The sequence below is a fragment of the Peribacillus frigoritolerans genome, assembly GCF_030676415.1.
In the GTDB taxonomy this organism is placed as follows: Bacteria; Bacillota; Bacilli; order Bacillales; family DSM-1321; genus Peribacillus; species Peribacillus frigoritolerans_A.
Genome location: NZ_JAUUTW010000057.1, coordinates 1 through 20502, shown reverse-complemented (window position 1 = coordinate 20502; position 20502 = coordinate 1). Strand labels below are relative to the sequence as shown.

At 38.3% G+C, this 20502-nt stretch carries 13 protein-coding genes and 2 pseudogenes; 3 read left to right on the top strand and 12 right to left on the bottom strand.

Going from position 1 to position 20502, the window contains the following annotated elements; genetic code table 11:
* Positions 1-632: 632 nt before the first annotated feature.
* The gene (locus Q8G36_RS27685) at positions 633-1394 is read right to left on the bottom strand and encodes a uracil-DNA glycosylase family protein (protein ID WP_305162992.1); all 762 of its coding nucleotides are present in this window, start codon (positions 1392-1394) and stop codon (positions 633-635) included.
* Between the two features lie 222 nt (positions 1395-1616).
* On the opposite strand from Q8G36_RS27685, the gene Q8G36_RS27680 reads away from it, so the two are divergent.
* Complete coding sequence (locus Q8G36_RS27680; protein WP_305162991.1) at positions 1617-2441, top strand: hypothetical protein; 825 nt, start codon at positions 1617-1619, stop codon at positions 2439-2441.
* A 210-nt stretch (positions 2442-2651) separates the two neighbouring features.
* Here Q8G36_RS27680 and glaH read toward each other — a convergent pair whose 3' ends face one another.
* The 4 genes from glaH to Q8G36_RS27660 all read right to left on the bottom strand — a co-directional run bounded on the left by glaH (position 2652) and on the right by Q8G36_RS27660 (position 6196).
* Complete coding sequence (gene glaH, locus Q8G36_RS27675) at positions 2652-3590, bottom strand: glutarate dioxygenase GlaH (protein WP_305162990.1); 939 nt, start codon at positions 3588-3590, stop codon at positions 2652-2654.
* 328 nt (positions 3591-3918) lie between these two features.
* A complete protein-coding gene (locus tag Q8G36_RS27670; protein ID WP_305162989.1) occupies positions 3919-4260 on the bottom strand; it encodes a DUF3870 domain-containing protein in 342 nt (113 codons plus the stop codon).
* A gap of 29 nt (positions 4261-4289) precedes the next feature.
* Positions 4290-5507 (bottom strand): L-2-hydroxyglutarate oxidase, encoded by a 1218-nt coding sequence (lhgO, locus tag Q8G36_RS27665; protein WP_305162988.1) that lies wholly within the window; start codon positions 5505-5507, stop codon positions 4290-4292.
* Positions 5508-5521: 14 nt separating this feature from the next.
* Positions 5522-6196, bottom strand: a complete 675-nt coding sequence (locus tag Q8G36_RS27660; protein WP_305162987.1) for a GntR family transcriptional regulator — start codon at positions 6194-6196, stop codon at positions 5522-5524.
* A 341-nt stretch (positions 6197-6537) separates the two neighbouring features.
* Between Q8G36_RS27660 and Q8G36_RS27655 the strand changes: the two genes are divergently transcribed.
* Together Q8G36_RS27655 and Q8G36_RS27650 are read left to right on the top strand one after the other, a co-directional pair.
* Complete coding sequence (locus tag Q8G36_RS27655) at positions 6538-6714, top strand: hypothetical protein (protein ID WP_305162986.1); 177 nt, start codon at positions 6538-6540, stop codon at positions 6712-6714.
* 576 nt (positions 6715-7290) lie between these two features.
* A complete protein-coding gene (locus tag Q8G36_RS27650; RefSeq protein WP_305162985.1) occupies positions 7291-8001 on the top strand; it encodes a diphthine--ammonia ligase in 711 nt (236 codons plus the stop codon).
* Between the two features lie 598 nt (positions 8002-8599).
* Here Q8G36_RS27650 and Q8G36_RS27645 read toward each other — a convergent pair.
* From Q8G36_RS27645 to Q8G36_RS27615, 7 genes and pseudogenes are all read right to left on the bottom strand, one after another.
* Positions 8600-9172 carry a site-specific integrase gene (locus tag Q8G36_RS27645; RefSeq protein ID WP_194719377.1) on the bottom strand — a complete coding sequence of 191 codons (573 nt, stop codon included), beginning with the start codon at positions 9170-9172 and terminating at the stop codon, positions 8600-8602.
* A gap of 475 nt (positions 9173-9647) precedes the next feature.
* Complete coding sequence (gene uvsE / locus Q8G36_RS27640; protein WP_305162983.1) at positions 9648-10619, bottom strand: UV DNA damage repair endonuclease UvsE; 972 nt, start codon at positions 10617-10619, stop codon at positions 9648-9650.
* Between the two features lie 186 nt (positions 10620-10805).
* Positions 10806-11309, bottom strand: a complete 504-nt coding sequence (locus tag Q8G36_RS27635; RefSeq protein ID WP_305162982.1) for a PCYCGC motif-containing (lipo)protein — start codon at positions 11307-11309, stop codon at positions 10806-10808.
* Positions 11310-11878: 569 nt separating this feature from the next.
* A pseudogene (locus tag Q8G36_RS27630) lies at positions 11879-12400 on the bottom strand (DUF1641 domain-containing protein); the annotation flags it as partial.
* The gene (gene fdhF / locus Q8G36_RS27625) at positions 12393-15356 is read right to left on the bottom strand and encodes a formate dehydrogenase subunit alpha (protein ID WP_370694142.1); all 2964 of its coding nucleotides are present in this window, start codon (positions 15354-15356) and stop codon (positions 12393-12395) included. The gene fdhF and the pseudogene Q8G36_RS27630, both read right to left, overlap by 8 nt.
* 177 nt (positions 15357-15533) lie before the next feature.
* Positions 15534-17420, bottom strand: a pseudogene (gene pulA, locus Q8G36_RS27620) (type I pullulanase); the annotation flags it as partial.
* Positions 17421-17813: 393 nt separating this feature from the next.
* Positions 17814-19943 (bottom strand): ATP-dependent Clp protease ATP-binding subunit, encoded by a 2130-nt coding sequence (locus Q8G36_RS27615; protein WP_305162978.1) that lies wholly within the window; start codon positions 19941-19943, stop codon positions 17814-17816.
* Positions 19944-20502: the final 559 nt, after the last annotated feature.

Here is a 20502-nt window from a genome sequence, read left to right as displayed (position 1 = left end):
CGCCGAGGAGGCTCCCGGACCGCCCGCGAAAAGCGAGTGCCTGAAGTGGAAATCAACGTCCAAATTTGTACAAGCCAAAAAAAACTGTAGACAAACTCGATTTTCATCGAGTTTGTCTACAGTCTGAATCAAGGACCTTTGATGGGTCCTTGATTTATAAATTCTTTAATTTTTCGAACAGGACATTCTTGTGAAAGTTTTACAAATTTTATTAATTCAAAACTACCGAAAATATCTATGTGCAATTGGAAATATTTACATACGCATCGAATTTTGTCTCATACTTGACTGTTGACGGTTCAGTTACTTTAATTTGAATTCAATGAAATGAAAAAAATAAAAATCTTCTATTTCAAATTTATTTCATCTATTTATTAATATCAGGTCCACTTACTTCTTCATAAATAACTTTTAACTCTTCAATAGTAAGTGATTTTAAAAATTCCTCTAGTTCATCCATGTTAATGCCTCCTATAATAAAGAACATTCGTTCTTATTATAATCTCCAAAATATCACTAGTAAATAGTTAATTTTACTTTTAACACTAATAGATGAATAATAGAATTCTTAATCAAATGTTTCCCATCCTTTAATCCCTATATAAGTTTCATTGAACATACAGCCCCCCTCTTTAACCCAAGGTCATTTCCTTTGAAAAGTAGTCCTGTAACATCATTTTCATTTGCTCTTTATTTGCTGCAAATTGCTTATGTCGATGACCATTTCCTCCAGATGGATGAGGAAACCCTAGAAGTATGTTGTTAGCATCCAAATAATCTTGACCCGCTAAATAGTTTAAGACCTTGGTAACATTAACGCCTAAAGGAATAATAAGCGGGCGTTCAATGGTACCTATTTCGGTAGCAAAGCCTTCCATTATATTTTTTTTCAGCAACTCGGTCTTTAAAATGTTCGGAGTTGTTCCACTGTAGTTTTTCCCGTTATAAAAGACTGGATAGGTTAAAACAGAGGTAGTATGAACGAGGTGACTAGCTTCGTTAAAAAGATCCAGTGTGGACGATATTTTTAAGTATGTGTGTAATCCAAGCTCATCTAGCATTTGAACCAAATTTTTTCTCATCGTTCCTTCAAAACTGGAATTCTTTTTTACTTCGTGCAGGATCTCTTCATCGCTATGTATGTGCCCTCTTGCATTAATTACGGTAGAATAAGATTTTTTCATTTGATGTAAACCAGGAGTGATTCCGATAATCACCACTTTGGCCCGTTCATTTACATATTCGAAAGGTGCGTAATAGATTTCGAGTTTTTTCCTTTCATCTCTTTCAAGCAAAAATTGTTCGCTCTGTATCATTTCATCTGTATAGGCAGCAGGTAAAGCATTAATTAAGTCCTTAAATTGCGTAAAATTAGAAAAGTTAGCGATCCCCATAAAATACTATCCCCTCTTTCTTCCTTCTATTTATTTTTGCCATATCAGTATATCAGAAAATCAGGTTCGCCACTGAACATAGGGGGAATTATGAACCTTTTTAGAATCCGTATGTTCTTCAACGGAAATTGAGAAACCATTAGTTGCAATAATGGAATTGTATAAATTTGGGATATCAGTTACCCTTGAACTATATTACAGGCCACAATTAAAGGAGAAAAAATGAGTCATCTAGGAAAGTATTTGAAAATGCCACCAACTTTTGAAAAGCTTCAGAAATTAGAGGAGGTTATTGAAAAAGAAGGATACTCATTATGTGATTTAGACCTTTGTTTACAATTAGACTTCCCGCATTATGAAATGACTCCCTATGATGTCATCCCGTTTGCAAATATAGGTTGTGACGGCATACATTATGGCTTCCTAACTGATTTTGGAACGGTATCTGACTTGGAGAATGCGTTTATTGTATGTATCAGTCCAATGGATGATTTCGATGCACACATAAAAATTGTAGCCAGGAATATACGGGAGTTTGTTAGTTTAGTTTGTACGATGAAGGGTGCCACTGAAATATCAAACTTTAATTTAATTAAAGAAGAGGAAAGGTATATTGCTTTGCTCAAAGAACTAAAAAAAGAGGAAAATATGGAATATGTAGAGCATGCAAACTATGTAGTAGAAAAGATAAGATACACCATTGGATGCGAAATAATAGAGAATGTATATCAGTATGTGGAAAGAGAAATAATGACAGCAAGAGAGAAACAAACAATGTTATCGACTCTTGATGGTCTAGGCATAGTATCTTTAGACAGTATGAATCGCAAACATTCCATATACAAACTAAAAAAAGATATGGAGATTAATTTGGAAGATATGAAAACTTTTTTAAATTCAGCAACTACAGAAAGTAAACTGGCTTTCATAAGAGATGCTCAATTTACTTGCTTAATTTCAGACGAGATACAGTTAAAAGAATTGGTCATTAATGAACTGATTAATTTAGGTTTGAATGAAGAAGCAGAAAGATTAAAAAGATTATAGAATAATTTTTACACCCTGATAGCAGTTCAAGATAACAAGTAGAGGAGCCCGTGTTTAAGGTCCTCTTTTTTTCTCTTCCATTAACAACTTTAATCTTTATCTGAACCTTTCAAAAAAAAGATAAATTGCTTTCCAACCCTTGGGTTGAAAAGAATTTATCTTAAAAATGGTATTTGGGGATGAAAAAATATTTGGGTTTACAAAATGAAACTATTGATTGAATCTTCCGCGCTGGCGAAGTAATTCACGGTTCAGGTTCGGATCTTTTTCAAATGCAGCGCGGCCGTGAAGCCAGAATATGTTGTTGACGACAACTAAATCTCCAACAGGCAATTCCAGTTCAAGTACACTTTCATCGTTTTCTAATGAATTGGATAAATCGCGTAAGTATTTGGCTTGTTCGATTGATTCAGGATAAACAAATTGATCGATAAAACATATACCCGGTTTGTTATTATGATTGAAGAAAGTCAATCTTTCAATTTCCTGATCAATGTTCTTGCTTTTTGGAGCCTTATATGTGAATTTTTGGCTGGATAATGCATGATTTACATACATATCAAGCTCTTTCCAATCCTCTAAGTGCAATAAACGTGATTCGCCACCGCGTGCATTTTGTTCGATCATCTTCATCATCAGTAACCAGTCCGTTGGTTCATCCACAAAGGTGCCGTCCGTATGAAGTGTAAATAAACGATAAGCCTGACGTAAATATGAATCACTGCTATCCGTGTCTTGAACACTAAATCGGGCATAATATTTTCCTGACATGGCATCATGGTTTGGAGTTCCGAGCAAGTGTGAAATAGCCGTTGCAAAAATGACATATTCATCTGTATTCTCCGTGACACCCTCCAAGCCAAGGGTGAAGCCTCCGGATTCCCGATCATGAACAATGTTCCGAAGCACTTCACCAAAGTCTTCCCCCACTTGATCCAATAGATATGAAGCAACGATGAGTCGGGCATATGGTGTATATTCCAAATGTTGAACAGACTGATTATCCTTCGATACCGTTTCTAAAAAAGCGGCAATTGCCTCTTTTGAAATTTCAATATGATATAAACGGCTGGATTGAGGGTGAACTTTCACCTCGTATTTTTCTGTTTTCCTTTCAAACTTCGCTCTCTTTTTTTCTGCAATGCTCATGAATAATTCCTCCTGTTATTTGTAATATAGGTGACAAAGTTAACGGGAAATATAAAAAGCCAGTCGCACATGATCCCTAAATAAAATAGGAATCCAACTGTACAACTGGCTTATATTCACTTCACTGCTCTATGCAAATAGAGTCACAGCGAATATGCAGTTTATGTATGATTTATTTTTCCTGTTTCCAATCAATAAGATCTTTACACGATTCTGAAAAGGTATTTTCCAAAAGGTGTTAATGACATAATATTGGCTTAATTACATTAAAACGTTTTTTCGTAAAATTGTCAACACTTTTTACAAATTATTCTGATAAATCAAATTCCTAACTTGGTAGTTTCGTTTTTTCTCCTGCTTTAATTTGCTGAAAATGGAGATCCAGGTCCTTCAAGGCAGCAATCAATGCATTAGCCGCTTTCCCCCGATAATAAGATTGAATCGATTCTATCGCGTCATCAACACCATCATTTAAACTGATTCCTTTTAATAAACGCCCAATGAATTCCCGGCCATGCTCTGTTGCCAATGTACAGGAAGCCTCCAGGACAACCCCATATTTAGAATCGACTTCTGCAGTGATGGTCAATGTTTCAAAGACACTTTTCGCTGCCATCCCTTGAGGTAAACGTGCATGACCTGCAATAAAAATTGTTTTACCATTGAACATGAGGCTTCTTCCTCTCTCTTTAACGAATTTTAATTTGTCAATGCAGCTTCCAATAAGTGTGATTGTTCCGGAATGCGGTTAACAACCTCTTTTCCAATTTCAATTGAAGCTGTTGCAGCTGGTGAAGGTGCATTACATACATGAATGGTCCGTTTCCCCATTATAATATGAAAATCATCCACCATATTACCATCATCCTGTAATGCCTGTGCCCGGACTCCAGCAGGTGCAGGGATTAAATCATCTTCTTGAATTTCCGGAATTAATTCCTGCAGGCTTTTCGTAAATTGCTTTTTACTAAAAGAGCGGACATATTCATCCATCCCTTCCTTCATGAATTTACTAGCCAGCTTCCAAAAACCTTTATAGCTTAAAACTTCAGTTAAATCTTTCGCATTGAAATCTGTTTTCTTATAACCTTCCCGTTTGAAACTTAGTACAGCATTTGGACCGGCATCTACTTCCCCGCTAATCATCCGCGTAAAATGAACCCCCAGAAATGGAAATTTCGGGTTAGGTACCGGATAAATTAAATGATTGACTAGGAAGCGCTTTTCAGGCTTCAATTTAAAATACTCACCGCGAAACGGGACTATTTTCATATCAGTTTTGTACCCCGCAGCTGCTGCAATACGGTCACTGTGCAATCCTGCGCAATTAATGACCACCCTTGCCTTTATTGTACCATTGCTCGTGTCGATGATGACTTCATCTAAATCCTCGTCAATCTTCTCCACCTTTGTATTCAGCTTGATTTCACCGCCTTTGCCTCGGATGATATCCGCCATCTTTTCACTTACTTGACGATAATTGACGATGCCGGCTTGCGGGACGTGAATCGCACCAAGTCCGTTAACATGTGGTTCAATTTCCTTTAATTCATCCACACCGATTCTTTGTATAGCTAGCTCATTTTGTAAACCGCGTGAATATAAATCATCTAGAAGGGGCAACTCTTCTGGTTTTGTTGCAACGATGACCTTTCCGCAAATATCATGTTCAATTCCATGCATCCGGCAGAATTCCGTCATTGATTTGCTTCCTTGACGGGCAAACCTTGCCTTGAAACTGCCTGGTTTATAATAAATTCCTGAATGGATGACGCCGCTGTTATGCCCCGTTTGATGATCTGCAACAACAGATTCTTTTTCAATGACTACCACTTTAGCATTAGGAAAACGCTGATAAAGTGCCATTCCCGTCGATAATCCTACAATTCCCCCACCAACTATTGCGAAATCATACACAATTAACACTCCTTTTATTGATGATTTTTAGTATTTAGCAACTCCATATACGTAATTAAATTATTCTTCGTCCGTAAGATGTGAAATTCTACTGCTGCCCTTAGTTCTGCAGGATCCCCTCTTAGTGCCGCTTCATATATCATCCGGTGTTCCCGTTGCGTTTCTGGGTAATAATCAATCAGCAAATTCGGCGCAATGGGTGAGATACCCAACGTTTCTACCATTTTTTGAACCCTTGGCCATGGGCACCCTTTTCGGAGGGTTTCATGAAAAGCCGCATTCAAAAGGATATAATGCTCATTGGTTTCATCAGATAACTGAATTCCTTCCATTTCAATCAAAATACCCTTTAATTTTTCTTTGTCTTCCTTTGTTAAATATGGAAGCGATTTTTCTACTGCAAGGCCTTCAAGCAGTGACCTGGTATGATAAATTTCTTCAATGTCTTCCCGGGTAATCGGTGTGACGATTGCTCCTTTATGAGGAACCATTTCAACCAACCCCTCCATTTGAAGCTGTGTAAGGGCTTCACGAATGGGCATTCTGCTTACTTCCAGGCGATCCGCCCACTCCTCTTGGATGAGTCGCTCCCCTTTTTTCAACGTCCCATTCAAAATCGCTTTCCTAAGACTTTTCGTTACATGTTTAACGATTGTAGATTTATCTCTTTTAGAATTAGCATTATCCAATTCAGCGTCCACCTTTCGATATTGGATACAATTTAAACTATATCAACTATATAAAGCGATTACAATACTGAAAATTAAATATATTGGATACAATTTAAATATTACTGGATACAATACATGAGGTAAACATCTACTTCACCGCTGATAATAATTTGGGCGACCCATTTACATTTAACTATTTAAACAACTTTGTATTGTTCAATTCACAAATTCCAAAGCGGAACTAAAGACAAAACCAACCCCCAAAATTACCCTTGCGCCAAAAGAATCTGGTCATCTTTTTTGAATATGATATCATGGTTATTTTGTCCAATTTTACACAAATAAGGAATTGCTAGTTAATGAGTAAAGAAGTCTACATGATTGGAGAAATAAGGACTAATAATTTCTCGGATAAGGATCTTTTCAAGAAAATCGGATTACTTTGGAGAAAAACAAATGATCATCATGTTGAAAATGAAATGAAATATGGGATCTACCATCAGTATGAAAGTACTATCGTGGAGATTATACTTTAGCTATAGCAGCCGAAACCCCTGTCTCGAATGAAAAATTTGTCATTCTAGATCAAGAATACGCTGTGTTTGAATGTTTACAAGATGAACATTCGATAGGTGAAACTTGGAAAGAGATATGGCAGCTGGAAGAAGAAAAAAATTGCACAGAAAATATAGTCTGGATTTTGAAAAGTATGATCCTGATGGATAAGTGGAAATACATATTGCAATTAAATAAGTTATATAAAAAGGAATCTATTAGGTAAGTGACCACATAAAGGCAGACACTTTATTTAGATTGCCGAAAGGGCATGAACCCGGTCCCTCACCGGGACTTATGCCTTTTTATTTCACTTTAGTTCAAGAGGTATTTGAAAAAACCCTCCTCTTTCAATATGACTTATCCTGTTCAGTTCATTATGAAGTAGTTTCTTTGAGATGAAATTCTCTCTTATACATCAATTTTTTTGTATCAGGATACATTAATATCTTATCTGCATGCTACAACCGTGATAAAATCAAACAAATATAGTTATAAAACTTCAAATACAAAATATGAAATTGGCAAAAGGTCATTAGAATAAAGGGGAAATATGAATGGCAGAATTAATCGATTGGAAAAATGGTGCTCACGGTCATAAATTCATAGCTTCTTTTAGCGGAGGAAAGGATAGTGTCTTAGCCCTATATAAAGCAATGAAGATTGGGGAAGCTGTAGGACTAATCGTCATGCTGGAGGAAGAAGGAAAACGTTCCAGATCCCATGGAATGCCTCCGGAACTCATACATGCCCAAGCTGAATCTATAGGTTTGCCTGTATATACTGCAGCTGCCAGTTGGACTGATTATGAAGAAGTATTTATGCGCCTTTTAGAAAATGCTAAAAATCAAGGAGCTGAAGTGTTAGTAACTGGAGACTTGGATATGCCCGCTCATGGCTGTTGGCATGATAAGGTTACCAAGAATGCTGGATTGAAGCTTGGAATGCCTTTATGGGAAATGAACCATCGCAAAGCTGTCGATGAGTTCTTGAATCTAGGATTTGTAACGATCATTGTAACCGTTAATTTATCATTGGGAATGAGAGAGGATGATTTAGGGCGAAAGTTAACCCATGAATACGTGAAGGAACTTGAAGCTCGCGGCATTGACCCCTGCGGAGAAGGTGGAGAGTTTCATACCACAGTAATAGATGGGCCCATTTTAAAACATCCTATTCCCGTTCGTGAATGTGAGATTATTAAGGACGGAGAATATGCTTTTTTGCCTTTGGAGTTAGATATGATGACGGATATGGGCACCCTATAACTGAAACTAATTATCCTATCCCTAAGCGATCTAAACTCGCCCCCCATTATTTCATGTTCTCTAACAATAGGGGGGAATCCTTTTTTTGGACAGTAGGATAAACCTCGAATGTTAGTTACCATAATATTATTATAGTAACTAACATTGCGAGTCCCCCATTCACCTGATAAAATCTGTTTCATTTTTTGTTCAAAAAGTAGAATAACAGATTTTCAAAAGTCTAAATGTTTCTAATATATTGTATTAATAAGAAATTGAGTGATTTTTCACAGATTCGTACTGGATGATATTAACAAAAAAGACAATATTCTAGTCTTTTTTGATTTAAGTCATTCGGTTGAGATAAGGCCCCGTCCAATTACCCGACAATTTTAAAACTCTCAGTAAGTTCGATTTTCCTAGTATAATGCGTATCCCATTCAAACAACCCTTGTAATGAGAAGCTCTTTTTTTCATCTCACCACACCAATATACTTGTTTTCTCTCCTCCTTCAGATATATCGAAATAATGTTTTCTCTGGAATAACTCCCTAACGAAGTTTGTTATATCAATATAATAATACTGAGTAATACAGGGGTTGTACTCCATTCTGTTCAGTTAATAATAGAAATCCATTAATGTTTCGTCCATTAAATCCTGTGTGAGTCCTATGTAGATCATCGTATCTTTGGGATTGGAATGATTAAGGATTTGTTGCAGTAAAGCGATATCCTTGAATTTTTGGTAATGCAAATAGCCGAAAGTTTTTCGAAGAGTATGTGTACCGACATCCGGAATGTCTGCCATTTCAGCCGCTTTGTTCAGGACCCGATAGGCCTGTACCCTAGTGATTGGACCATTACCCTTTCGACTTGGAAATAAATACTGTTCATTTTTCAGGTTCGATTTTCGGACATACTTCCTAACTTCCTTACGAAGTTGAGGATTGACAAGGAACCGCTTAATTTTATCTGTTTTTTGTTCCACAATGACTATATGCGTACCTTCAAGAATATCTTTCACTCTCAATTGTAAAAGATCCCCTATACGTAACCCGATGTTTATCCCGATTGAAAACATCATATAATCCCTGTAGCTGCAATATTTTAAAAGTGACTTTTTCATCTTTTCTATGTGATCCAACCTGCGTATCGGCTGGACATTTTTAATTCTTTGAGAGGTTGCTTGCATGAGTGGCTCATTCCCCTTTCCCCTTCTTTCATTGTACGTGAACAGGTTAAAAAAAGGCAAGTTTTATAAATTTCGATACCCTTATAAACCTTGATTTAACGCGTTTTCGAATGTATCAATAGAGGTCCTTTGTTACATTCGGAATATTCTTGTAAATCATTCTATGAAACTCCTATATTCTATTAACCGCCATTAACCGCTTATATAGCCTCATAGAGCGACTTTAATCTAATCTGGAATAAATACTCTATGTAGTTCAAACAATAGCTTTAAAATCCAAATATGAAGGTCGATTTTTTGTCATTTTTAATACTTTTGTAAAATAATGTATAAAATACCAATCATCCTATCAAAATTAATAACGACTTCCTTTTTCATTTATGAGATAACCATAATTATGTTATGTAAACTATATTCATTTGATAAAGAGAAATTTTTACGTACCCCTCTTTATCAAATCATACCGATTGATTGATTAATGAATATAAAAACTGGCATCATCAATGATTTCTATTTCTTTGTAACTTTTCAGTTCATCCATCAACTGGAAAAGTGCTCCATCCTTTTGTTTAGCTTCAATCATGCAATCCAATTGTGGTAAGCTTCCCTTTATTTGTTGCAAAAAATCAATGAACATTCCTGTATCCACAAAGTCAGCGTGTGCTCGAAATTCTTTATCGGACCTTGGACTTGAAATATGCATTTTAGGAGGCAGTTTGGAATTGCTCCAGGTATGTAAGATTCTGTCCCAATGATCTTTCCAATTTTCACTTGGTAGCTGATGTGCTAGGTAATGGTGATAATCAAAAACCATGGGAATCCCCAATTTCTCACATAAGTAAAGAGTTTCCGACAAAGTATAGGTGGTATCATCATTCTCAAGTATGACCATCCTTTGAATCGATTCGGGAATCAAACCCCAATTATGGATAAACTGCTCCAAAGCCTGTACATGTTCGCCATAACCGCCACCAACATGCAGAACACAGCGATGCTCGGGGTCCACCCCCATTTTTTTCAATAAAGTATAATGCATCCTTAATGTTTTTAATGATGTCTTCAGTATATCGATATTTGAACTATTCAAGATGACGAAATGATCTGGGTGAAAATCTATCCTTATTTTTGGGTGATTTTTAATGAATGTTTTTAATTTAGCAAGTTCTTCTGAAATAGGATCAATGTAATCCCATTCTGGAATTTCTGGATGATTGGCTAAAGGGATAAGTTTAGAAGAAAGTCTGAAGAACTGTATATTATTAGCTTCATTATGAATCAGTAACCGCCAACAATTATGAAGATTGGAAATTGAAATGCGTTCAAGCTTCCTTATCGCTGCATCTCTGTCCTTAATTTTCGAAAACTGAGCAAAAGTCATCGTTTGGGATGGTGAACAGTTTGGCACATGATTACTCATGGCTACATAACCTAGGCGAATTAATGTCAAATGGATAGCTCCTTTACGGTGTAATGATTAATGGAAGTATTCCCCTTTGCGACCAATATTATATATGTGAAAGAATCCATCACCCAAAGAAATTAAAAAAATGGCCTTTTCCCGAATGTACATCGGGCAAAAGCCACTTTTCTAAATAAATATTTTCAGGCTAGAATTTCATGCTTTTTTTGCCCTTTACACGTCAGGGGTGGGAGTTGGTTTGGCATATCCAGTTTTATATTTTTCATCCACTTTATTTCGGATATCTTTGATGCTCATACCGTCATTCAAGTCCAAAATGGCTTGCGCAGCTATTTCTAAGCAAACGCCGCATCTCGTCCCGTGGTCATCCCAAACCACTTCACCATTATTTTTATTCTCATGGATAAAACAATCGTAATTGTTTTTATGGTTAGCTGACTCCCCGCAACCGCAGTAACAAGGTATGTTTTCGAGTAAATCTTTATTTTGAGCAACAGCTAAATAGATTGTCTTCATATCGTCTGGTTTTTCAGCTAAGAAGTCCGGCGCTAATTCCTTACTGCTGGTCTTCTCCTGAAGATCTCCTGATACTGTATGTTCTGAATGTCCTTCATGACTGCTTTCTTTTTGTACTACACTATCCTCTTCACTTGAACAACCTGAAAGTATTAATGAAGAACATATTCCCAAAGTGATGGTCATTAATTTTAGACTCATTTATACACTCCTTGATCTTTTTTATACTCCCATTTTATGGCACGCAAGGGATTTCTACAAGCTTAAGGTTCCATATTATATGGGATTAAAAATGACACATATCTATGACACGTATACTAAAATGCTTTTCTGGTACGACTTCGTGCATCTATTAACCACACTTAAGAAAAAAGAATGCGATGATATTGTCGTGAGAGGGTTACTCATTGTTTATTTTGTTAGGCACGAATTTACTTATTTCTCAATCGGAAAAAATCCGATGATTCCCTATAAGGGAATCGTCGGATTTAATATTTTGTGGAAATTCGTCACCCTCACTCAAGAGAAAATCAAATATCAGTCTTTACCTTCTTACTAGCATGGTCGCTCTAAATTTCCGAATTTGAAACGAACAAGTTTTTTTAATTCTTCCTTTTCGATAAAGTTAGCGGAATGGTTACGAGCGAAACTCCTGCTGCGATCCAAAACCAGCTGGTGTTTCGTTTTTTTTCGCTTCCGCCTTTACTGGGTATACTTGATCCGTATGACTTTCTGGAGGACGCCCTTTCTATATCCGCTGTTTCATTCGCTTTATGCAATTGCTGATTCTCTGGTAGTTGGGTTGTTCTTTCTAAATCGCTTGTATCTTCTCCCATTCCTTTAAGGAAGGTCATAAGAAAAGTCATGGCTAGTTTGACTTCTTGGTCATTCAAGGAACGCAGCAACGCTAGATAGCTTGGCTTATCAGGCGTTTTATCAACTTCGGCCACACGGGCAATCCCTGAATTGACTTTGAGGATAAGCGGTTCAAGCTGCTGAACATTCAGTGTTCCTAACGTGCCAAGTATGAGAAGGAGGTTTTTTAGCGTATTTGCCGTTTCTGGGGTGTCTGCTGTCTTGACAAGAATGTTCAGCACTTTGTCCCCTTCCTTTAACAAACTGTTAACCATTGATAAAATCCCGCGATCCTGCATGCCCTTCATAACTTCAAACGTTTCTTTAATCACTTCTTTATTTTCCAAAAGGGTGCGCTCAATATCCTCGAGTTCAATTCTTCTTTTTTCTTCCTCGCTTAAGGTGATTCGATTGATCACTTTTGTCGCTTTAGCCACGGTTCCTCTCCTCCTTTTTGATTTTCAAGAGGTCACCAGGGAATATATAATCTTCGCGGGCCCATTTTCTTTGTACTTGTACACCTATCTGTGGTTGTGGATTACCATTTCGATGGTTGATGCTCGGTAAAGGGGTGTCTCCTTTGACCCTGAGAACTTCCATTTTTGCCTGAACTTCCTTATAAGCAGGGGTATCAGTATCTTTATCTGAATGGCTGCTTGTCAATTGATTGATTGCCCCGTTACCTGAATCGTTCATCGGCAGATAAACTTCTTTACCTTTTACACGATCCGTAATCAGGCATTGCACTTTTGCATTTCCATACGGTGAAGTAAGGCGAACAAGGGTGCCATCCTCAAGCCCTCTATCTTTTGCCAATTCCCGGGATACCTCAAGGAAGACTTTTGGGGTTTTGGAAGTGATACCTTTTGATTTATAAGTCATGTTCCCTTCATGGAAATGTTCCAATAAGCGGCCATTATTCACATGGATATCAAACTCATCCCCAAAGTCAATCGGTTTGGTCCATTCGACTGGAAATAACCTTGCTTTTCCATCGGGAAAAGGAAAAGCTTCCGTGAATAACAATGGAGTATCTTTACCATCTGGAGCAACTGGCCATTGAAGACTTTTATAACCTTCCAAGCGTTCGTAACTGACTCCAGCATATAATGGTGATAGTTTAGCTGCTTCATCCATGATGTCACTTGGATGCCCATAATTCCAACCCGCTCCTAACGAATTAGCCACATTCATAATGATTTGCCAATCAGGCTTTGAGTCACCAAGCGGTTCAAAGACTTGATATAGACGTTGAATCCGGCGTTCGGTATTTGTGAATGTACCTTCTTTTTCAAAGCTTGGGCTTGCTGGAAGTACGACATCCGCGAATTCAGCCGTTCTTGATAAAAAGATATCTTGTACCACAAAGAAATCCAGTTTTTCAAATGCTTCATGAACATGATTGATATTCGAATCGACCAGACCCATATCTTCACCTTTTAAGTACATTGCTCTGATGGTACCTGCATGAATCCCTTCGACCATTTCATGATTATTAAGGCCTGGGTTTTTGGGTATTTTTACACCCCAGATGTTTTCATATTTCGAGCGTACATTTTCGTCCGTTACTTTTTCGTAACCTGGCAAGCGATCCGGCATACTGCCAAAGTCGCTGGCTCCTTGGACATTATTATGTCCGCGTAATGGGTAAGTACCTGTTCCTGGTTTACCATAGTTGCCCGTTATGAGCAATAAATTGGAAATTGCAGTACTTGTATCGCTTCCTCCGCCATGTTGGGTAACCCCCATGGCCCAGAGCGATGCAACGCTTCCCGCTTCATGAATGGCTTCTGCCAACATAATTAATTCTTCTTTAGCTACACCTGTTACTTTTTCTGCATATTCCATTGTATAAGGTTCCAAAGTCTTACTGTATTCTTCCATCCCATTTACACGATTTTTGATGAAATCTTTATCTGTCCAACCTTTATCGATGATATATTTTGTCACGGCCGACAGCCATATGATATCCGATCCTGGAGCAGGCTGGATAAAGAGGTCGGAACGTTCAGCCATTTCATGCTTTCTGATGTCGACCACTATCAGCTTTTGTTTACCTAATTTATGGGAACGTTTGATTCTTGTAGCCAAAACGGGGTGTGATTCGGATGTATTGGAGCCTATGATCAATACAAGTTCGGACTTTTCGATATCTTTTATGCCCCCTGTATCTCCGCCATATCCAACCGTTCTGAATAGTCCCAAAGTAGCCGGTGTCTGACAATACCGTGAACAGTTATCGACATTATTGGTGCCGATGATTCCCCTTGCCAGCTTTTGCATTAAATAGGACTCTTCATTGGTGCATTTGGAAGACGTTATGAAAGCCATCGAATCCGGTCCGTGAGAATCTTTGATTTCGGTGAATTTACGGGAAATCAATTCAAGAGCCTCTTCCCATTCAGCTTCTCTGAACGCATCCCCTTCTCTAATTAAAGGTTTTGTCAGTCTTTCTTCACTATTCACGAAATCCCATCCGAATTTTCCTTTAACACAAGTCGAAATACCATTTGCAGGTGCCTCCACTTGCGGTTCAATCTTAAGGATTTTTCGATCTTTGGTCCAAACGTCAAAGCTGCATCCTACCCCACAGTATGTACAAACGGTTTTCGTCTTCTTGATTCTTGCATCCCTCATGGCGGATTCCATATCTGAAATCGCTAAAATCGAACCATAACCCGTTTCAACATTTTTCGTAATTTCTATCATAGGTCGAAGAGTTTGTTTAGCGATCCCGGTTAAAAAACCGGCTTCCCCTTCCATTCCTTTTTCCATCATTGCATTACACGGACATACAGTGGAACAGTGTCCACATGACACACATGAAGATTCATTGATTGGAACATTATTATCCCAAATGACACGTGGGCGTTTTGCTTCCCAGTCAATGGTCAATGTTTCAGTGACCTGTACATCTTGACAAGCTTCAACACAACGTCCGCAAAGGATGCATTGATCCGGATCATATCGATAGAATGGATTCGAACGATCCACTTCATATGGTTTTTGATTAAAAGGTACACTTTGATGATTTACCTTCATTTCCTTTACGGTATTGTGTATTTCACAAGTGCCATTATTATAATCGCAAACCGTACAATAAAGCTCATGGTTATACAATATCTTGTCCATCGCCATGACCTGTGCTTCTTTTACATCAGGTGCAACTGTATCAATTACATCACCATCCTTGATCTTGGTGGAACAAGATCTTACAAGTTCTCCATTAACACTCACTAAACATGTATCGCATGTTTCGATAGGACCTAGGCTAGGATGGTAACAAACATTCGGGACTTCAATGGAGCTATCCATCAGCATTTGTAATATTGTTTGATTACCTTCCAGGCTCGCCTCAGCACCATTGATTTTTATATGCACTTTCTCTGGCAAAATAATCGCTCCCCTCTTAAATAACGATAAATTCATCATTTAGTATATTTTCTACCCCCGCAAATTTTTCCTCAAACTTTCGAAGGTAAATAATGGAAGACTTCATTTGACCAATTTCATATCAGAAAATGAACTAAAGTCGAAGTGAGACATAGTTCACTCACTTCGACTTTATTATCATTGGTTAGAGTTTGCTTTCAATACAAACGAACTTAAACGGGCAACGGTTATCTGACTCCCTTTAATCCTTTCTATTTCTTCCAGGCCCGCCCGCTGACCATCCACTAAAACGGACCAATCGTCTTCGTGGGGAAGAGAAATGGTTATCGGGTCCCAATTTGCATTATGAATCACTGCAATTTTAGAATCCTTATGTTTTAAAATGAATGCAACCGCATTTGGCGGAGCATCAATGAATTGTAAATGCTCCTCAATTTCTTCGGGTGTGCTTAACCTAAAAACAGAATGATTTTTTCTGAGCGAAATTAGTCCTTTCATATACTCCACTTCCCGATCTAACTCTGCTCTCCGTTTCCAATCCAACCGGTTAATCCAATCGGAAGATTGATAGCTATTTTCATCCCCATCCTTTGTACGCATGAACTCTTGTCCAGCATGTATCATTGGAATTCCCTGTGACAGTAAGACAACGGCCGAAGCTAATTTATGCATCTGTTTCCGTTCTTCATCTGTCGAATCTGGATTAGTGATGAGTAGCTTATCCCATAAAGTATAATTATCATGTGCTTCAACATAATTGATCACTTGATCTGGTCTTTGATATGTTGCGATATCATCATCATATTTCAAACCACCTGCGATGCCTTTTTTTATAAAATCTTCCATTCCTGGTTTGCCATTCACGAACCCTTTATCATGTTCATTCAGTACAAACCCTTTTAAACCATCACGGATCGCATCATTAAAGTGAGCGATTCCAGGCATTTTAAAAGCATTCTTTTGATTTGCTTTCAGCTCTTGGGCCAAGGGGGTATCCATATCCCAGCCTTCTCCCAAAACAATGAGGGTCGGATCAATATCCGCCAATGCCTTTTTCACTTCATTCATCGTTTCCACATCATGAATCCCCATTAAATCGAAACGGAAACCATCAAGGTTAAATTCCTTCGCCCAATAGGTTACGGATTCAACGATGAATTTTCGCATCATTTTACGTTCAGACGCGGTATCATTTCCTACACCAGTTCCATTAGATAAGGTGCCGTCGGCGTTATAGCGAAAAAAGTAAGTGGGAACGAGTTTATGGAAGTTTGATTCCTCCACTGAATAAACGTGATTATATACAACATCCATGATTACTCGTAAACCGTGATCATGTAAACCTTGAATCATTTCCTTTAACTCCCGGATCCTGACTTTTGGTTGATACGGATCAGTTGAATAAGAGCCCTCGGGAGCGTTATAATTCTGTGGATCATACCCCCAGTTATATTGTGGTTCATTCAATTTCATCTCATTGACTGTAGCAAAATCGAATATCGGGATAAACTGAACATGGGTAACACCCAAATCTTTAATGTGATCAAGACCCGTTTTCGCTCCTTCTGGACCTTTGGTTCCGGCTTCAATTACTCCTTTGAATTTACCTTTATGATGGATTCCGCTTTCAGGATGAATCGACAAATCCCGTGTATGCAATTCATAAATGATTGTGTCCTCAGCTTTTTCGAGAGGTGGTTTATCCCGTGTCCACCTTTCAGGGTTCGTATCTGTTAAGTCTATCACCACTCCTTTAATACCATTAATGGTAACTGCACGAACATAGGGATCGACGGCTTCACTCCAGATTTCTCCCACCCTCACTTTATATGTATAAATCAATCCATCCTGATCACCGTTAAGCTCAATGGTCCAGGTCCCCTTTTCCGAACGATCCATCTGAATCTCCATTCCATCTGAATCATCCCAATTTTTATAAGTAACTAGCTTAGCTTCAGATGCAAGTGGTGCCCATAATCGGAATGCCGTTTTATCTTTAAGATAGGAATTTCCTAAATCTTTGCCTTCATAGAAATATAGTTCATCCAATTCCGACGGGTTTACTGGATTAATATTTGCAATCGGCAGGGATTCCAACTGCTTTTCCGTTTCATTATCCGTAGATTTTCGATTATTTTTATTTTCCTCTTCAAAATAAGAAAGTGAATCTTTAATAGGTCATTCCTCCATTGAAATTCCCATTTTCAGAACAGGAATTATTAATTTTTTATAATCATGAGCGAATCTTCCCCTATGTTATGATTCCACATGCATTACCCATCAAAACAGTCTGATCGGCAAATTATGTCGAAAATTCAGAAATCTATATTTAATAATCGAAAGCTGCAGGTCATTTAGCTGGACATTACCTATCATTTTATGAAAAGTGAATCCAAAAAAAGATAAAAAAATGCCTCCATAACAGTTTTACGGTCTTGGAGGCATTTCTAGTACTCTTTATGGTGTTTTAATAATTTTCACAGAGGTATTCTCAACAATTGCAGTGAAGTTCTTAACTTCAGGCTGCTCAAAGATAAAGTCAGTGATGCCGTCTTCGAGCTGTTCTTGAAGAACACGGCGGAGCGGTCTCGCCCCGAAAGTTGGGTGATATCCGAGTTCAATTAGCCTTTGTTTCGCTTCATTAGTTACATCTAAAGATAAACCATTTGCAGCGAGTGTTTCGTCTAGCTCGTGAATCATGATATCAACGATTTGCAGAAGATCTTCTTTCTTCAATGCCGAGAATTCAATGATGCTATCGAATCGGTTCAAGAATTCCGGTTTGAAGAAACTGCCTAAAGATTGTAGGATTGAAGCCTCTTCCACAGCTGAACTTGTACCGAATCCCATTACTTTTTGTTTCTCACCGACTCCAGCATTACTCGTCATGATGATCACGGTATCTTTAAAAGTAACGGTCCGGCCTTGACTGTCGGTTAAGCGCCCATCTTCCATGATTTGCAGGAACATATGCATTACATCCGGATGTGCCTTTTCGATTTCATCCAATAAGATGATACTGTAAGGCTTGCGGCGAACTTTTTCCGTCAATTGTCCAGCTTCCTCATGCCCTACATATCCAGGAGGAGAACCGATTAATTTTGAAACACTGTGTTTCTCCATGAATTCACTCATGTCAAGACGAACCATCGCTTCCTTGTCCCCGAACAATTCCTCAGCAAGAGTTTTTGCCAATTCGGTTTTACCGACTCCTGTCGGACCAACGAAAAGGAAAGAACCGGTAGGACGATTTTTGGATTTTAACCCCGCACGACTTCTTCGAACGGCCTTGGAAACCTTTTTGACAGCCTCTTCCTGCCCGATTACTTTTTTCATCAGCTCCTCTTGGAGATGAACCATTCTTTCTTGCTCATCTTCTTGGAGCTTACCTACAGGTATACCTGTCCTTTGTTCGATGATATTTTGAATGTCTTCAACGGTAACGGTTGGCTTAATTGCATCTTCCCCAGCCTGCAATGACTTTTCCAGTTTTTCTTCTTCATCACGAAGAACGGCAGCTTTTTCATATGCTTCTTCTTTTAAGGCCATTTCTTTTTCTTTATAGATTTCCGCCAGTCGCTCTTTCATGTTTTCTACCTGACCGTCTTCGATGGTCAAGTTCAATTTGGAACCAGCTTCATCCATTAAGTCTATTGCCTTGTCAGGCAGGAATCGGTCTTGAATGTAGCGGTGCGAGAGTTCAACAGCCGCTTTTAGGGCTTCCTCACTATATGTTACACCATGATAAGATTCATAACTATCTTTTAAACCACGTAAGATGACCAATGCCTCAGCGGTTGTCGGCTCATTAACGTGTACAGGCTGGAAGCGTCTTTCAAGGGCACCGTCTTTTTCAATTTTCCTATATTCAGATAAAGTGGTTGCTCCGACAAGCTGAAGTTCGCCGCGTGCAAGTGCAGGCTTCAAGATATTTCCTGCATCCATTGATCCTTCGGCTGAACCCGCTCCCACAAGTTGATGAATTTCATCGATGAATAAAATGACATTTTTTCTTTCCTGTAATTCGCTGATCAATTGCTTCATTCGTTCTTCGAATTGCCCCCTAATTCCAGTATTCGAAACAAGGGACGCTACATCAAGCATATATACAAGCTTATTACGTAATTTAACAGGCACTGAACCTTCAACGATCGCTAAAGCAAGACCTTCAGCAATGGCTGTTTTACCGACACCAGGTTCACCTATTAAAACTGGATTATTTTTATTGCGTCTATTAAGAACTTCAATGACGCGTTTGATTTCTTCATTTCTTCCGATAACCGGATCAATAAGTCCTGCTTTAGCAGCATCGGTCAAATTGCGGCCATACTCCTCAAGCAATCCTCCATCCTCGCCATGTTCAGCTGAATCCGGTTTTGGTACATCATTATAATTAAATGGATTGAATGAATTTGGAGTTCCGTTATATTGGAATTTCCCTATATCCATTCCCCCCATTGCTGCTCCAAGTTTGTTTCGCTCTTCTTTATAACAAGTGGAGCACAGTTTCAAATCATGCTCCTGACCATTCATATTAAGGTGAACTTGAATATTAGCTTGGTTTACATGGCATTTTTCACAAAGCATGTAGTACTCCTCCTTTTTAAAATTGAATGACAATCTTTGACCTTCTTTGACTTTCTGACTTTATTATACATTGACCTTCTTTGACTTTCAATAATTTTGTCTGGGAATTTTTTTGCAATAAAAAAAGAAATTCCTTCGATTTGGTTTGCTAAGCATATTAAACTATCCATTACCAGTCAAATAAAAAGATTCTATGTATGCCTTAGTATATTCAGTTATAATTGATTACCCAGTTCAGGACTCACCATAACCTAAACTATTAACAAAACACCAATTCACCCTTTTTCAGGACTAATCTTAGTCATTATCCTCTTTTATTTTTTAATAAAAGAAAAAAAGAGACTTCATTAAGTCTCTTACAGACTGTAGACAAACTCGATGAAAATCGAGTTTGTCTATTTTTATGGCTTGTACAATTTGGACGTTGATTTTCACTCCAGGCACTCGCTTTCCGCGGGCGGTCGGGGAGCCTCCTCGGCTTTCGCCTGCGGGGTCTCCCCTAGACGCGCTTTTCCCGCAGGAGTCTCGTACCTTCCGTTCCAATCAACTTTGTCTTACC

Bases quoted from the DNA above. Each gene is read 5' to 3' on its own strand.
- Q8G36_RS27685 (WP_305162992.1), bottom strand. From the start codon at position 1,394: ATGGGGATCGCTAACTTTTCTAATTTTACGCAATTTAAGGACTTAATT.
- Q8G36_RS27680 (WP_305162991.1), top strand. From the start codon at position 1,617: ATGAGTCATCTAGGAAAGTATTTGAAAATGCCACCAACTTTTGAAAAG.
- glaH (WP_305162990.1), bottom strand. From the start codon at position 3,590: ATGAGCATTGCAGAAAAAAAGAGAGCGAAGTTTGAAAGGAAAACAGAA.
- Q8G36_RS27670 (WP_305162989.1), bottom strand. From the start codon at position 4,260: ATGTTCAATGGTAAAACAATTTTTATTGCAGGTCATGCACGTTTACCT.
- Q8G36_RS27655 (WP_305162986.1), top strand. From the start codon at position 6,538: ATGAGTAAAGAAGTCTACATGATTGGAGAAATAAGGACTAATAATTTC.
- Q8G36_RS27650 (WP_305162985.1), top strand. From the start codon at position 7,291: ATGGCAGAATTAATCGATTGGAAAAATGGTGCTCACGGTCATAAATTC.
- Q8G36_RS27645 (WP_194719377.1), bottom strand. From the start codon at position 9,172: ATGCAAGCAACCTCTCAAAGAATTAAAAATGTCCAGCCGATACGCAGG.
- Q8G36_RS27635 (WP_305162982.1), bottom strand. From the start codon at position 11,309: ATGAGTCTAAAATTAATGACCATCACTTTGGGAATATGTTCTTCATTA.
- Q8G36_RS27615 (WP_305162978.1), bottom strand. From the start codon at position 19,943: ATGCTTTGTGAAAAATGCCATGTAAACCAAGCTAATATTCAAGTTCAC.